The organism is Bordetella hinzii LMG 13501 (genome assembly GCF_001548475.1).
Lineage (GTDB): Bacteria > Pseudomonadota > Gammaproteobacteria > Burkholderiales > Burkholderiaceae_B > Bordetella > Bordetella hinzii.
Genome location: NZ_LRUJ01000037.1, coordinates 36,587 through 51,048, shown reverse-complemented (window position 1 = coordinate 51,048; position 14,462 = coordinate 36,587). Strand labels below are relative to the sequence as shown.

The 14,462-nt window shown below is 66.6% G+C and carries 16 protein-coding genes; 9 read left to right on the top strand and 7 right to left on the bottom strand.

The features are described from left to right. Positions 1-53: 53 nt before the first annotated feature. Positions 54-1,016 carry a phenylacetic acid degradation operon negative regulatory protein PaaX gene (paaX, locus tag AXA74_RS19560; protein WP_029577286.1) on the bottom strand — a complete coding sequence of 321 codons (963 nt, stop codon included), beginning with the start codon at positions 1,014-1,016 and terminating at the stop codon, positions 54-56. 169 nt (positions 1,017-1,185) lie between these two features. Here paaX and paaA point away from each other — a divergent pair, with 169 nt between their 5' ends. The 9 genes from paaA to paaK all read left to right on the top strand — a co-directional run bounded on the left by paaA (position 1,186) and on the right by paaK (position 9,261). Further along, positions 1,186-2,175, top strand: a complete 990-nt coding sequence (gene paaA, locus AXA74_RS19555) for a 1,2-phenylacetyl-CoA epoxidase subunit PaaA (RefSeq protein ID WP_029577287.1) — start codon at positions 1,186-1,188, stop codon at positions 2,173-2,175. A gap of 69 nt (positions 2,176-2,244) precedes the next feature. After that, positions 2,245-2,529, top strand: coding sequence for a 1,2-phenylacetyl-CoA epoxidase subunit PaaB (paaB, locus tag AXA74_RS19550; protein WP_029577288.1), 285 nt, complete (start codon positions 2,245-2,247; stop codon positions 2,527-2,529). A 9-nt stretch (positions 2,530-2,538) separates the two neighbouring features. Further along, positions 2,539-3,303, top strand: a complete 765-nt coding sequence (gene paaC / locus AXA74_RS19545; RefSeq protein WP_029577289.1) for a 1,2-phenylacetyl-CoA epoxidase subunit PaaC — start codon at positions 2,539-2,541, stop codon at positions 3,301-3,303. A gap of 26 nt (positions 3,304-3,329) precedes the next feature. Next, positions 3,330-3,800, top strand: a complete 471-nt coding sequence (gene paaD, locus AXA74_RS19540) for a 1,2-phenylacetyl-CoA epoxidase subunit PaaD (protein ID WP_032955107.1) — start codon at positions 3,330-3,332, stop codon at positions 3,798-3,800. A gap of 11 nt (positions 3,801-3,811) precedes the next feature. After that, entirely contained in the window at positions 3,812-4,900 is a 1,089-nt protein-coding gene (gene paaE / locus AXA74_RS19535; RefSeq protein ID WP_029577291.1) for a 1,2-phenylacetyl-CoA epoxidase subunit PaaE, read from the top strand. Between the two features lie 51 nt (positions 4,901-4,951). Beyond that, positions 4,952-6,616, top strand: coding sequence for a phenylacetic acid degradation protein PaaN (gene paaN, locus AXA74_RS19530; protein WP_029577292.1), 1,665 nt, complete (start codon positions 4,952-4,954; stop codon positions 6,614-6,616). A 10-nt stretch (positions 6,617-6,626) separates the two neighbouring features. Further along, positions 6,627-7,415: a 2-(1,2-epoxy-1,2-dihydrophenyl)acetyl-CoA isomerase PaaG gene (paaG, locus tag AXA74_RS19525; protein ID WP_029577293.1), complete on the top strand. Its 789-nt coding sequence runs from the start codon at positions 6,627-6,629 to the stop codon at positions 7,413-7,415. Then, positions 7,415-7,876 carry a hydroxyphenylacetyl-CoA thioesterase PaaI gene (gene paaI / locus AXA74_RS19520; protein ID WP_032978134.1) on the top strand — a complete coding sequence of 154 codons (462 nt, stop codon included), beginning with the start codon at positions 7,415-7,417 and terminating at the stop codon, positions 7,874-7,876. The genes paaG and paaI overlap by 1 nt, the downstream gene beginning before the upstream one ends. A gap of 68 nt (positions 7,877-7,944) precedes the next feature. Further along, positions 7,945-9,261 carry a phenylacetate--CoA ligase PaaK gene (gene paaK / locus AXA74_RS19515; protein WP_032964379.1) on the top strand — a complete coding sequence of 439 codons (1,317 nt, stop codon included), beginning with the start codon at positions 7,945-7,947 and terminating at the stop codon, positions 9,259-9,261. Between the two features lie 75 nt (positions 9,262-9,336). On the opposite strand, the gene AXA74_RS19510 is transcribed toward paaK, so the two are convergent. Genes AXA74_RS19510 through urtB form a run of 6 tightly spaced genes read right to left on the bottom strand, consistent with a single transcriptional unit; the run spans position 9,337 to position 14,430 of the window. Then, a complete protein-coding gene (locus tag AXA74_RS19510) occupies positions 9,337-9,669 on the bottom strand; it encodes a zinc ribbon domain-containing protein (protein WP_032978131.1) in 333 nt (110 codons plus the stop codon). 10 nt (positions 9,670-9,679) lie between these two features. Continuing rightward, a complete protein-coding gene (gene fmdA, locus AXA74_RS19505; protein WP_029577297.1) occupies positions 9,680-10,909 on the bottom strand; it encodes a formamidase in 1,230 nt (409 codons plus the stop codon). Positions 10,910-10,932: 23 nt separating this feature from the next. Beyond that, positions 10,933-11,625, bottom strand: coding sequence for an urea ABC transporter ATP-binding subunit UrtE (urtE, locus tag AXA74_RS19500; protein WP_029577298.1), 693 nt, complete (start codon positions 11,623-11,625; stop codon positions 10,933-10,935). Between the two features lie 14 nt (positions 11,626-11,639). Further along, positions 11,640-12,383, bottom strand: coding sequence for an urea ABC transporter ATP-binding protein UrtD (gene urtD, locus AXA74_RS19495; protein WP_029577299.1), 744 nt, complete (start codon positions 12,381-12,383; stop codon positions 11,640-11,642). Then, positions 12,380-13,501, bottom strand: coding sequence for an urea ABC transporter permease subunit UrtC (gene urtC, locus AXA74_RS19490; RefSeq protein ID WP_051593916.1), 1,122 nt, complete (start codon positions 13,499-13,501; stop codon positions 12,380-12,382). The genes urtD and urtC overlap by 4 nt, the downstream gene beginning before the upstream one ends. An 11-nt stretch (positions 13,502-13,512) precedes the next feature. Next, the gene (gene urtB, locus AXA74_RS19485; RefSeq protein WP_029577301.1) at positions 13,513-14,430 is read right to left on the bottom strand and encodes an urea ABC transporter permease subunit UrtB; all 918 of its coding nucleotides are present in this window, start codon (positions 14,428-14,430) and stop codon (positions 13,513-13,515) included. Between the last annotated feature and the right edge of the window lie 32 nt (positions 14,431-14,462).

Below are 14,462 nucleotides of genomic sequence, written 5' to 3'. Positions count from 1 at the left end.
GGCGGGGCGCCCGCCATGGGCGAATGTTTCGAGGATGGGCTGGGCCTGGAGCCTCAGTGGCTTTCGGCCGTGCTGGCGGCTTGAGGGCGGCCGCCGAAGCGGTTCAGGACATCCGCCGCCAGGGGGCGATAGCGGTCGTTCTCACGGCCGGCGACGGCGTCCAGGTGCTGCTCCGAGGCGTCGAAGAGGCGCCAATACAGTCGGCCGCAGAGCTCGCGGGCCGGGCCGCCGGGCCAGTCGGCCGGCAGCATGGGCACCGGCAGTTGGGGGTCGTGCAGCACGATGCGGCGCCAGTGATGCAAGAGCAGCACACGCAGCGCGAAAGCCTGCTGCGGTGACGGCGGCGCATCGGCCACCAGCGGCGCCAGGGGCGCGAAACTGCGGGTGAAGAGCCGGTATTGCTCGGCCACGGCATCCAGGTTCCAGCATTGCGGCACCAGGCTGGCGATGGGCAGGCCGCCGGCCCCGGCCAGGTCGCGCGCGGCCAACACCAGCGCCTTGTCGGGGATGCCCAGCTGTTCGAGGATGTCGTGGGCGGCGCGAGCCTCGGTGGCGGGGTGGGCGAACAGGCCCGGGGCCACCAGGGCGAAGCCTTCCCATTCGAGCGCGCGGCGCAGCTCGGCGCGCTCGGCCAGGCCGTTGCCGCCGGTGCGCGGCAGCGCCACCAGCGTCCATTCGCCGTGCCACTGGCGCGGCGGGCCTTCATAGATGCGTTGCGAGGCCAGCGCCGTCAGACGCCGCCCGGTGTCGGACATCAGATAGAGGCTGCGGCGGCCATGGCGTTCGGACCGCAGCCAATCCTGGGCGACCAGGCGGAAGACGCTGGTGCGCAGCAGGCGCTCGTTGATGCCCACCGGTGCCAGCAACTCGATCAGGTCGCCCAGCCAGATGGCGCCGCCATGCGGTCCCAAGGCATCGCCCAACAGGCTGACGCACAGGGATTTGGCGCGCGGCGGATCCTGTTCTAGCAGGCGGGCCAGAAAGCGGTCCAGGGACGGCGTTGCGGAACTAGCCATAAAAGGGACGGTTGTCAGCCGCGATGTTATCGGTCTGCCCGACATGATACATAAACCCAATGTGATACAGAAATAAGTTTGACAATGGAATTTTTGTATTAAATAATCAGATTATCAAGAAACAGATCAGGCGGGGCCTGGCGCCCGCTTTTCGCCGAAGGAGACAAACATGTACGCGCAACTGGTCGAGACCGGGGTCAAGCAGCTGCGCCGGGCGGACGAACTGTCCGGCCCCGAGCGTGAGTTCCAGCGCCGCGTGGACGAGGGGGTGCGCATCGAGGCCAAGGATTGGATGCCCGATGCCTACCGCAAGACGCTGATACGCCAGATTTCCCAGCATGCGCATTCCGAGATCGTCGGCATGCTTCCGGAGGGCAATTGGATCAGTCGCGCGCCCACGCTCAAGCGCAAGGCCATCCTGCTGGCCAAGGTGCAGGACGAGGCCGGCCACGGCCTCTATCTCTACAGCGCGGCCGAGACCCTGGGCGTCTCGCGCGATGAGCTCATCGAGGACCTGCATTCGGGCAAGGCCAAGTACTCCAGCATCTTCAACTACCCCACGCTGAGCTGGGCCGACATCGGCATGATCGGCTGGCTGGTCGATGGTTCGGCCATCATCAACCAGATCCCGCTTTGCCGCTGTTCCTACGGTCCCTATGCGCGCGCCATGGTGCGCGTCTGCAAGGAAGAATCCTTCCATCAGCGCCAGGGCTACGACCTGCTCATCCAGATGTGCCTGCACGGCACGCCCGAGCAGAAAGCCATGTGCCAGGATGCCTTGAACCGCTGGTGGTGGCCCGCCCTGATGATGTTCGGCCCCTCGGATGCCGACTCCCCCAACAGCGCGCAGTCCATGCAATGGAAGATCAAGCTCTTCTCCAACGATGAGCTGCGCCAGAAGATGGTCGACCAGACCGTGCCCCAGGCCGAATACCTGGGCCTGACCGTTCCCGATCCCGATCTCAAATGGAACGCCGAGCGCGGCCACTACGATTTCGGCAAGATCGACTGGGATGAGTTCTATGCCGTCATCAAGGGCAATGGCCCCTGCAACCGCGAACGGCTGGCGGCCCGCGTCAAGGCGCACGAGGACGGCGCCTGGGTGCGCGATGGCCTGGCGGCCTACGCCGAAAAACAGGCCCGCCGCAAGGCCGCCTGAGCGCGCCGGACCGACCTTTTCCACTCCTGCACGAACAAGGCGCGCCCGCGCGCGCCGGGGATACGCATCATGAGCAAAGAATGGCCCCTCTGGGAAGTCTTCATCCGCAGCCAGCACGGGCTGGCGCATAAGCATGTGGGCAGCCTGCACGCGCCCGACGCCGAAATGGCCATCAACCATGCGCGCGACGTCTACACGCGCCGCAACGAGGGCCTGAGCATCTGGGTGGTGCGCGCCAGCGATATCACGGCCAGCAGCCCTGGCGACAAGGAGCCGCTGTTCGAGCCGGCCAACAACAAGGTCTATCGCCATCCGACCTTCTTCCCCATGCCCGAAGAAATCAAGCACATGTAAGGCGGCGGCATGGACAAGCAACTGTTTGAATACCTGCTGCGCCTGGGCGACACCACCCTTATCCTGTCGCAGCGCCTGGGGCAGTGGTGCGGCCACGGGCCCGTGCTCGAAGAGGATCTCGCGCTGACCAATACCGCGCTCGACCTGCTGGGCCAGGCCCGCATGTGGCTGACCCTGGCCGGCGAGGTCGAGGGCGGCGGCCGCGACGAGGATCAGCTCGCCTATCTGCGCGATGCGCACCAGTTCCGCAACTGCCTGCTGGTCGAGCAGCCCAATGGCGATTACGGCGACACCATGGCGCGGCAGTTCCTGTTCGACGTCTGGCACTATTTCCTGCTGCAGCAGCTGACGCAGTCCAAGGACGAGCGGGTGGCGGCCATCGCCGCCAAGGCCATCAAGGAAGTCACCTACCACGTGCGCCGCTCCTCCGACCTGGTCGTGCGCCTGGGCGATGGCACCGAAGAGAGCCATCGCCGCATGCAGGCCGCCATCGACGCGGCCTGGACCTTCGCCGGCGAACTCTTCGCCGACGACGAGGTCGACCATGATCTGGCCGCGCGCGGCATCGCCGTCGAGCGCGCGACGCTGCGCGAGCCCTGGCTGGCCCATGTGCGCGAGGTGCTCGAAGAAGCCACGCTCACCGCGCCCGACGAGCGCGAGGCTTTCCACCTCCTGCGCCAGGGCGGCTGGCAGGGCCGCCACACCGAGGCCCTGGGCTATGTGCTGGCCGAGATGCAATATCTGCAGCGCGCCTATCCCGGAGCCCGCTGGTGAGCGGCAGCGTCGGCCCTGAGCAGGTGATGGACTGGCTCGGGGGCGTCCCCGACCCCGAGATCCCGGTCCTGTCCGTGGTCGACCTGGGCGTGGTGCGCGCCGTGGACTGGGAGGGCGAGACCTGCGTGGTCACCATCACGCCCACGTATTCGGGCTGCCCGGCCATGCGCGAGATCACCGAGGACATCGTCCGCGTGCTCGCCAGCCATGGCCTGCCGCGGGTCCGCGTACAGACCCGTCTGTCGCCCGCCTGGACGACGGACTGGATGACGGCGCGCGGGCGCGCCGCGCTCAAGGGCTACGGCATTGCCGCGCCCGCCGAGCGCGCCGTGGATATCTCCGGCATCAGCCGCCGGCAGGCCATGCCGGCCATTCCCTGTCCGCGTTGCGGCTCGGCCAACACGCGCCTGGTCAGCCATTTCGGCTCCACGTCCTGCAAGGCCCTGTATCGCTGCGCGGACTGCCGCGAGCCTTTCGACTATTTCAAGACGCATTGAGCGCTTATCCCATGAGCCAGCCCCAATTCCATACGCTCAAGGTGGCCTCGGTGGCGCGCAACACGCGCGATGCCGTGGTGGTCACCTTCGAGCTGCCCGAAGCCCTGCGCGAGGCCTTTGCTTTCCGCCCCGGCCAATACCTCACCCTGCGCACCGAACTCAATGGCGAAGAAGTGCGGCGCTCTTATTCGATTTGCTCCGCGCCCCAGGACGGCATCCTGCGGGTGGCCATCAAGCAGGTCGACGAGGGCGTGTTCTCGAGCTGGGCCAACCGCCAGCTGCAGCCCGGACAGGATCTCGAGGTGATGGCGCCGGCCGGCAATTTCACGATCGATTTCTCGCCCGAGCAGCAGCGCCACTATGTCGCCTTCGCGGTGGGCAGCGGCATCACCCCGGTGTTCTCCCTGGTCAAGACGGCGCTGTCGACCGAGCCCGCCAGCCGCTTCACGCTGTTCTTCGGCAACCGCGCCTCTTCGTCGGTGCTGTTTCGCGAAGAGATCGAGGACCTGAAAAACCGCTATATGGAGCGCTTCTCGCTGGTCTACATCATGAGCCGCGAATCGCAGGATATCGAGCTGTTCAACGGCCGCCTCGATGGCGACAAGGTCGAGCAGCTCATGAATACCTGGATGGCCGGCGATGATGTGGATTACGCTTTTGTCTGCGGCCCGCAGACCATGATCGAAAGCGTGGTGCAGCGCCTGGGTGAACGCGGCATGGACAAGTCGCGCATCAAGTTCGAGCTGTTCGGCGCGCCCAAGGGCCCGCGCAGCCTGCGCACCGGCCGCGAGGCGGCGGTGGCGCCGGGCAAGGGCCAGTGCGAAGTGACCGTCATCCAGGACGGCCACAGCCGCAGCTTTACCATCGCCAAGAACCAGGACAACGTACTGGACGCGGCCCTGGCCCAGGGTGTTGAATTGCCATATTCCTGCAAGGGCGGCGTCTGTTCGACCTGCCGTTGCAAGGTTGTCGAGGGCGAGGTGGACATGGATGCCAACTTCGCCCTGGAAGATTACGAAGTGGCGCGCGGTTTTGTCCTGAGCTGCCAGAGCTACCCGGTCAGCGACCGGCTGGTGCTGGATTTCGACCAGGAAACCTGAGCGCCACCTGGCCCTGATTGCGGATTCACAAAAATATTCGGAGAGTAGGCAGTGTCCCAAGATTTCTTTGAACGTCACCAGCCCGTGCTGGAAAAGGCCCTGGCGGCCGCCCGCGAACGCGGCTACTGGAGCCCGTTTGCCGAGTCGCCCAGCCCGCGCAACTATGGCGAGACGGCGGCCCAGGACGGCCAGGCCGCCTTCGATGCCCTGCTGGGCAAGGATTTCCCGCTGGCCGCGACCGGCGCCGAAGGCAAGGCCGGCGGCGAGGTCTCGCCCTTTGGCTTTGCCCTGGACATCTCCTACCCGCGCATCGCGCCGGCCACGCTGCTGGCCAATGCCGGGCAGGCCGGCCTGACCTGGCGCCGCGGCGGCCCCCGCGCCTGGGTGGGCGTGTCGCTGGAGATCCTGGCGCGCCTGAACCGGCGCAGCTTCGAGATGGCGCATGCCGTGCAGCACACGACCGGCCAGGGCTTCATGATGGCCTTCCAGGCCGGCGGCCCCCACGCCCAGGACCGCGGCCTGGAAGCCGTGGCCTACGCCTGGCAGGAGATGTCGCGCATCCCCGAGGTCGCGCTCTGGGAGAAGCCCCAGGGCAAGAACGACCCCATCAAGATGGAAAAGCGCTTTACCGTGGTGCCGCGCGGCGTGGCCCTGGTGATCGGCTGCTCGACCTTCCCCACCTGGAACGGCTATCCGGGCCTGTTCGCCAGCCTGGCGACCGGCAATACCGTCATCGTCAAGCCGCATCCGGCGGCCATCCTGCCCCTGGCCTTGACCGTGCAGGTGGCGCGCGAGGTGCTGGCCGAAGCCGGCTTCGACCCCGACGTGGTGCAATTGGCCGCGCATCAAGCGGGCGATGACACCGCGCAGCAATTGGCGCTGTCGCCCGCCGTGAAGATCATCGACTTCACCGGCAGCACGGCCAATGGCGACTGGCTGGAGCAGAACGCCCGCCAGGCCCTGGTCTACACCGAGAAGGCCGGCGTCAACCAGGTCATCATCGATTCGGCCGAGGACATCAAGGGCGTGGCGCGCAACCTGGCGTTTTCGCTGGCGCTGTATTCCGGCCAGATGTGCACGGCGCCCCAGAACATCTACGTGCCGCGCGGCGGCATCCAGACGGCCGAGGGCCGCTTGAGTTTCGACGAGGTGGCCCAGGCCATCGCTTCGGCGGTCGAAAAGCTGGCCGGCGACGCGGCCCGCGCGGTCGAACTGACCGGCGCCATCCAGAGCGAGGCGACGGCCGAACGCATCGAGCGCGCCCGTGCCCTGGGCCTGCCGGTGCTGGCCGATTCGCGCAGCCTGCAGCATCCGCAATTCGAGCAGGCGCGCGTGCGCACTCCCCTGGTCTTGCAGGCCGAGGCCGGCGACAGCCGCATCTTCCAGGAATGGTTCGGCCCCATCGCCTTCGTGGTGGCGACCGATTCGACCGAGCACAGCGTGGCGCTGGCGCGCGACACCGTGCGCCAGCATGGCGCGCTCAGCCTGTCGGCCTACACCACGGACGAAGGCGTGGCCGCCCGCATCCAGGAGGCGGCCGAGGTCGCCGGCGTGGCGCTGTCGCTCAACCTGACCGGCGCGGTCTTCGTCAACCAGACCGCCGCTTTCAGCGATTTCCATGGCACCGGCGCCAATCCGGCCGCCAATGCGGCCTTGTCGGACAGCGCCTTCGTGGCCAACCGCTTCCGCGTGGTGCAAACCCGCCGTCACGTTTGAGGAGCCGGCCATGAGCTATCAAGACATCCAGTTTTCGCTGGCCGACGGCATTGCCCGCCTGACCTTGAACCGCCCCGACAAACTCAACAGCTTCACCGCCCGCATGCATGGCGAGGTGGCCGACGCGCTGACTCAGGTCGAGACCCAGGGCGCCCGCGTGCTGGTGTTGACCGGCGCAGGCCGCGGTTTCTGCGCCGGCCAGGATCTCTCCGAGCGCCGTCCGGGCCCCGACGGCGCGCCGCCCGATCTGGGCGAGACCGTCGAGAAGTATTACGCGCCGCTGGTGCGCCGCCTGGCGGCCCTGCCCATGCCGGTGCTGGTGGGCGTCAACGGCGTGGCCGCCGGCGCCGGCGCCAACCTGGCGCTGGCCGGCGACATCGTCATCGCCAAGGAATCGGCCAGTTTCATCCAGTCTTTCTGCCGCCTCGGGCTGATTCCGGACACCGGCGGCACCTTCGTGCTGCCGCGCCTGGTCGGCCGCGCCCGCGCGTTCGGTCTGGCCATGCTGGGCGACAAGATCCCGGCGCGCCAGGCCCAGGAATGGGGCCTGATCTGGCAATGCGTGGCCGACGAGGCCTTCGACGAGACCCTGGACAGCATGGCGCGCCACTTCGCCCGCGCGCCCACCAAGGGATTGGCCTTCACCAAGCGCGCCTTGCAGGCCAGCCTGTCCAATGACCTGGCTACCCAGCTCGACCTGGAGCGCGACATGATGCGCGAACTGGGCCGCAGCGCCGACTATGCCGAGGGGGTCGCCGCCTTTCTCGACAAGCGCGAACCGCAATTCAAGGGGCAATGATGAGCGCGCTCCAGACAGCGGTGCCGACCGACCCCCAGGCGCTGGCCGAGGCGGTCGGCGCGGCCATGTATGCCGGCGATGCCGCCTCTCAGGCCCTGGGCATGAAGGTGGTGGAGATCGCCCCGGGCTATGCGCGCCTGACCATGACGGTGCGCGGCGACATGCTCAACGGCCACAAGACCTGCCATGGCGGCTTCATCTTCGCCCTGGCCGACAGCACCTTTGCCTTTGCCTGCAACTCGCGCAACGTCAGCACCGTGGCCTCGGGCTGCGTCATCGACTATCTCGCGCCGGGCTACGAGGGCGATGTGCTCACCGCCGTGGCGCAGGAGCGTTCGCTGGCCGGGCGCACCGGCGTCTATGACATCACCGTGACCAACCAGGAAGGACGCAATGTGGCCGTTTTCCGCGGCCGTTCCTATCGAATAAAAGGGCAGATCGTCGGCGACGCCGAGGCTTGAGCCCGAGGTTTTCTTATTGCGCAAGCGGCCCCACAGGGGCCGCGCAGAATATTCAGGAGAGAGACACCATGCCCACTACCCTCAGCAAGCCGGGGCTGGATCCGATCGAACACGCCAGCCGGGACGAATTGCAGGCCCTGCAGCTCGAAAGGCTGAAGTGGACCGTCAGCCATGCCTACCAGAATGTGCCGCACTACAAAAAGGCCTTCGACGAGGCGGGCGTGCATCCGGATGATCTCAAGCAGCTCTCCGACATCGCCAAGTTTCCGTTCACGACCAAGAAAGACCTGCGCGACAACTATCCCTTCGGCATGTTCGCCGTCCCGCGCGAGCGCATATCGCGCATCCACGCCTCCAGCGGCACGACCGGCAAGCCCACCGTGGTGGGCTATACCGCGCGCGACCTGGACAACTGGGCCGGCCTGGTGGCGCGCTCGATCCGCGCCGCGGGCGGCAAGCCGGGCGACATCATCCACGTGGCCTATGGCTATGGCCTCTTCACGGGCGGCCTGGGCGCGCACTACGGCGCCGAGCGCCTGGGCTGCACCGTCATTCCGATGTCGGGCGGCCAGACCGAAAAGCAGGTGCAGCTGATCAATGATTTCCGCCCGGACATCATCATGGTCACGCCCTCCTATTTCTGCAACATCCTCGAGGAGCAGCGCCGCCAGGGCCTGGATCCGCGCCAGAGCTCGCTGCGCATCGGCATCTTCGGCGCCGAGCCCTGGACCGGCCAGATGCGCCAGGACATCGAGGCCGAAGCCGGCATCGATGCCGTGGACATCTATGGCCTGTCGGAAGTGATGGGGCCGGGCGTGGCCAGCGAATGCGTCGAGACCAAGGATGGCCCGGTGGTATGGGAAGACCACTTCTACGCCGAGATCGTCAACCCTGACACGGGCGAACCCGTGGCCGATGGCGAGCCGGGCGAACTGGTGTTCACCTCGCTCACCAAGGAAGCCATGCCCATCATCCGCTACCGCACGCGCGACCTGACGCGGCTGTTGCCGCCGACCTCGCGCAGCATGCGCCGCATCGGCAAGATCACCGGCCGCAGCGACGACATGCTCATCGTGCGCGGGGTCAACCTTTTCCCGACCCAGGTCGAGGAACTGGTGCTCAAGATCGCGCAGCTGGCGCCGCACTACCAGCTGGTGTTGACGCGCAGCGGCAACCTGGACGAGCTGGAGATCCTCACCGAACTGCGCCCCGAATTCGGCAACCTGTCGGAAGCCGACCGTGCCGCCGTGGGCAAACAGCTGCAGCATGCCGTGAAGTCCTATATCGGCGTGAGCGCCCGCATCCAGGTGGCTGATGCCGGTTTCGTCGAACGCACCCTGACCGGCAAGGCGCGCCGCGTCATCGACAAACGCCCCAAAGGCTGAGCCGATCCCGGATCCACGCGGCGGCGGGGCCTGCCCTGCGCTGCCCCCGCTTGGCGAGCGGGCGCAGCGCACTGATCAATGACTGATCATCCAGGGCCGTGTGCCGGCGAAGGTCTTGCCGCCGTCGGCGGTCTGGCGGGTGCGTCCCCGGGTCTTGGCGCCGCCGCAGCAGCCGCAGTCCATGCCGTGGCCCGCGCGGCTGCTGCGTGGTTCGTGGGCGGCGCGCTCGTTGGCGGCCCGGGCGCGGTGGATGGCCGAGGACAGGGCCGAGAGGGCCGGCGCGCCGCTGACAAAGCGTTCGCAATGCCGGCCGCACTCGGGGCAGGGCGCGGGATCGCGCCACTGCGCCAGCGGCCGCAGCACCGAGAAGTCGCCGCAGCTGGCGCAGCGATAGTCGTACAGGGGCATGGCGCGCTCCTCAGCGGTCCGGGGCGATGGGCATGTCGATGTCGCCCTTGAGGTGTTTGACCGGCCCGCTGGCGCTGGGCTGGATGTCGAACTCGAAGATCTCGGTCGGCAGCCATAGCGTGGCGCAGGCGTTGGGGATGTCCACCACGCCGCTGATGTGGCCCTGCACCGGCGCGGTGCCCAGGATGGAGTAGGCCTGGGCGCCGGAATAGCCGAATTTCTTCAGGTACTCGATGGCGTTCAGGCAGGCCTGGCGGTAGGCGATGTGCACGTCCAGGTAGTGCTGCTTGCCGCCTTCGTCGACCGAGATACCCTCGAAGATCAGGTAGTCCTTGTAGTTGGGGGTGATGGGGCTGGGCTTGAAGATGGGGTTGCGGATGCCGTATTTGTCCATGCCGCCCTTGATGAGAGAGACGCGCATATGCACCCAGCCGGCCATTTCGATGGCGCCGCAGAAGGTGATTTCACCGTCGCCCTGCGAGAAATGCAGATCGCCGACGGACAGTCCGCCGCCTTGCACATAGACCGGGAAGAACACGCGCGAGCCGCGAGAAAGATCCTTGATGTCGCAGTTGCCGCCGTGTTCGCGCGGCGGCACGGTGCGCGCCCCGCTGGCCGCGGCGCGCTCGCGCTCGGCGCCCTTGAGCTTGCCCATGTGGGCCGTCTTGGCCGCGGGTGGATTGGCCAGCGGCGGCACACGGCCGGGATCGCTGTCGATCAGGGCCTGTTCACGCTGGTTCCATGTGTCCAGCAGCGCCTGGTCCGGCAGGCAGCCGATCAGGCCGGGGTGGATGAGCCCGGCAAAGCGCACGCCGGGGATGTGGCGCGAGGTGGTGAACATGCCCTCGAAGTCCCAGATGGATTTCTGGGCCAGCGGGAAGTGTTCGGTCAGGAAGCCGCCGCCGTTCTTCTTGCTGAAAAAGCCGTTGAACCCCCACAGGCTGTCGTCCTTGGCGCCGATGTCCAGCAGGTCGACCACCAGCAGATCGCCCGGCTCGGCACCCTCGACGCCCACCGGACCGGACAGGAAGTGCACCGTGGAGAGGTCGACGTCGCGGACATCGGAGGCGTCATCGTCGTTCTTGATCGCGCCGCCGGTCCAATCGTAGGTCTCCAGCACGAAGTCGTCGCCGGGCTTGACCCAGACGGCCATGGGGATGTCGGGGTGCCAGCGATTGTGGATGCCGTCGTTCTCGTAGGGCGATTGCGCCAGATCGACTTTGATCAGGGTTTCAGGCATGGCTTGCTCCTTCGGAGGGAAGTTCAGACAGACAGGTATTTGCTGATCGTCTGTTCGTCGACGTGTTCGCGCAGGTCTTCGTGGACGAAGCGGCCTTTGTCGATCACGATCAGCCGGTCGGCGATCTGCAGGGTGAAACTCAAGACTTGCTCGGAGACGATGATGGCCAGATCGCGCAGCTGGCGGATTTCGAGCAGGCTGCGCGCGATGTCCTTGATGACCGAAGGCTGGATGCCCTCGGTCGGTTCGTCCAGCAGCAGCACGCGCGGATGGGTGGCCAGGGCCCGGGCGATGGCCAGCTGCTGCTGCTGGCCGCCGGAGAGGTCGCCGCCTCGCCGCCGGCGCATGTCGTGCAGCACCGGGAAGAGGGCGTAGATTTCGTCGGGCACCGGGTCGCGCAGCGCCCGGCCGCGCAGTCCGGTGCGGATGTTCTCTTCGACCGTCAGCGTGGGGAAGATCATGCGCCCCTGCGGCACATAGGCCACGCCGCTGCGCACGCGCTGGTGGCTTTCCAGGCGTGCCAGGGGCTTGCCGTCCAGCGTGATGGCGCCCTGCATGGCGGGCAACAGGCCCATCAGGGTCTTGAACAGCGTCGTCTTGCCCATGCCATTGCGGCCCATCACGGCGACGATCTCGCCCTGCGCCACCGTCAGGTCCACGCCATGGATGACGCGGCTTTGGCCATAGCCCGATACCAGGCCAGCGATGTTGAACATATTGCCTCCCGGCCTCAGTGGCCCAGATAGACTTCGACCACGCGCGGATCGGACTGCACTTTGTCCATGCTGCCCTCGGCCAGCACCTTGCCCTGGTGCAGCACCGTGACTTTGTGCGCGATGTTCTTGACGAACTCCATGTCGTGCTCGATGACGATCATCGAGCGGCCGCGGCTGATGCGGCTGAGCAGCTCGGCCGTGCGCTCGCGCTCCGAGACGCTCATGCCGGCGACCGGCTCATCCAGCATCATGAGTTCGGGTTCTTGCATGAGCAGCATGCCGATCTCCAGCCATTGCTTCTGGCCATGCGACAGCAGTTCGGCCGGGCGGTCCAGCAGCGGGGCGAGGAAGATCTCCTCGGCCACCTGTTCGACGCGCGCGATCACGTCGCCGGTGCGCTTGAAGGTCAGCGCGCCCAGCACGTCGCGGCCGCGCGGATAGGAAACCTCGAGGTTCTCGCGCACCGACAGGGTTTCGTAAATGGACGGCGTCTGGAATTTGCGGCCGACGCCGGCGCGCACGATCTCGTACTCGGCCAGCCGGGTGAGCTCGGTGTCCTTGAAGCGGATCGAGCCGGCCGTGGCGCGGGTGCGCCCGCAGATCAGGTCCAGCAGCGTGGTCTTGCCCGCCCCATTGGGGCCGATGACCACGCGCAGCTCGCCCTGGTCCACATACAGGTTGAGATCGTTGACGGCGACAAAGCCATTGAACGAGACGGTCAGGCCTTCGATATAGAGAGCGAATTCCGAGGTGCTCATGCGGCCTCCGTGGCGCCGTCGGCCGGGTCGCGCGAGACCTTGCGCTTGAGCCGGGGCTTGATGTACTGGTTGTAGAGGCCGGCCAGGCCATTCGGGAAGGCCATGACCACCGCGATGAAGAGTCCGCCCATGAGAAACAGCCAGAGCTGCGGGAAACTCTCGGAGAAATAGCTCTTGCCGAAATTGACCAGCAGCGTGCCGTAGACGGCGCCCAGCAACGAGAGCCGCCCGCCGACCGCCGCGAAGATCACCATCTCAATGGAGGGCACGATGCCGACGAAAGAGGGCGACATGAACCCGACCTGCAGGGTGAACATCGCCCCGCCTATGGCCGAGAACACCGCCGCCACGCAGAAGACGAATACCTTGAAGCTGGCGACGTCATAGCCCGAGAAGCGCACGCGCTCCTCCTTGTCCCGCATGGCCACCAGCAGTTTGCCCAGCTTGGAAGAGAGCAGGAAGCGCCCGAACAGGATGCAGCCGAACAGCAGGACCGCATTGATGAAGTACAGCGTCAGCTTCGCGCCGTCGCCGCGGATGTCCCAGCCCAGCAGGGTCTTGAGGTCGGTGATGCCGTTGACGCCGCCGGTCCAGCCCTGCTGGCCGATGATGAGCACCGACAGGATGAGCGCGACGGCCTGGGTGACAATGGCGAAATAGGTGTCGCCCACGCGGCGCTTGAACATCGCCATGCCCAGGACCAGGGCGAGCAGGCAAGGCACCACGGGGATGGCCAGGAGGGTGAACCAGAAGCTCTTGAAGGGCACCCAGAACCAGGGCAGGGCGGTGAGCTGGTTCCAGTCCATGAAATCCGGGATGCCGGGCGTGGACTGGATCTTGGTGGCCTCGACGGTCGAGGCTTCCAGTTTCAGGAACATGGCCATGCAATAGCCGCCCAGGCCGAAGAAGACGCCCTGGCCCAGGCTCAGGATGCCGCCATAGCCCCAGCACAGCACCAGGCCGAGCGCGACGAAGGCGTAAGTCAGGTATTTGCCGATGAGATTCAGGCGAAATACGTCCAGGGCCAGGGGGAAGACCACGAAGATCACGGCCGCCAGGATCAGCAGCCCGGCCAGGCCGCCGCCGCCGCCCAGCACATTGCGATAGAACTTCTGCATGATGGCGGCTCCTATTTGCGCACGCGGATGCTGAACAGTCCTTGCGGACGCAGCATCAGGATGATGACGACGACCGACAGGGTGAGGACCTTGGCCATGGAGCCGGTCATGAAGAACTCCGAGATGGACTGGGTCTGGGCGATGACAAAGGCCGAGGCGATGGTGCCGAACAGGCTGGCTGCGCCGCCGAAGACCACGGTCAGGAAGGTATCGACGATGTAGAGCGAGCCGCTGGTCGGCCCGGTCGAGCCTATGGTGGTGAAGGCCGCGCCGGCGATGCCGGCGATGCCGCAGCCCAGCGCGAAGGTCACGCGGTCCACCCGCCGGGTGTCGATGCCGGCCGCCGCGCTCATGGGGCGGTTCTGCACGGTGGCGCGCACATGCAGGCCCCAGGTCGAGCGGAACAGTCCCAGCAGCAGGGCGCCGGTGAGCACGATGCTGATCGACATGACGAACAGGCCGTTGATCGGGATGTCCACCCCGTCCAGCGGCTGCCAGGATCCCATCAGCCAATCGGGCAGCGTGGGGCTGACCTCGCGCGGCCCGAAGATGGAGCGCAGCGACTGCTGCAACACCAGGGACAGGCCCCAGGTCGCCAGCAGCGTGTCCAGCGGACGGCGATAGAGATGGCGGATCATCAGCCACTCTGCCAGCCAGCCCAGCGCGAAGGTCACGGCGAAGGCCAGCACGATGGCAAAGAAGAAGTAGGCCGGCATCATGCCCGGCGCGTACTGCTGCACCAGTTCTGAGCATAGATAGGTGCAGTAGGCGCCCACCGCCAGGAACTCGCCGTGGGCCATATTGATGACGCCCATCTGGCCGAAGATGATGGCCAGCCCGAGCGCCATCAGCAGCAGCACGCTGAACACCGACAGGCCATTGAAGCCCTGCATCAGCAGAATGGCTCCCAGGTCCGAAAAGGATTCCATGGATTGCTCCCGGCAGAGGGCGGCGCCCCGGC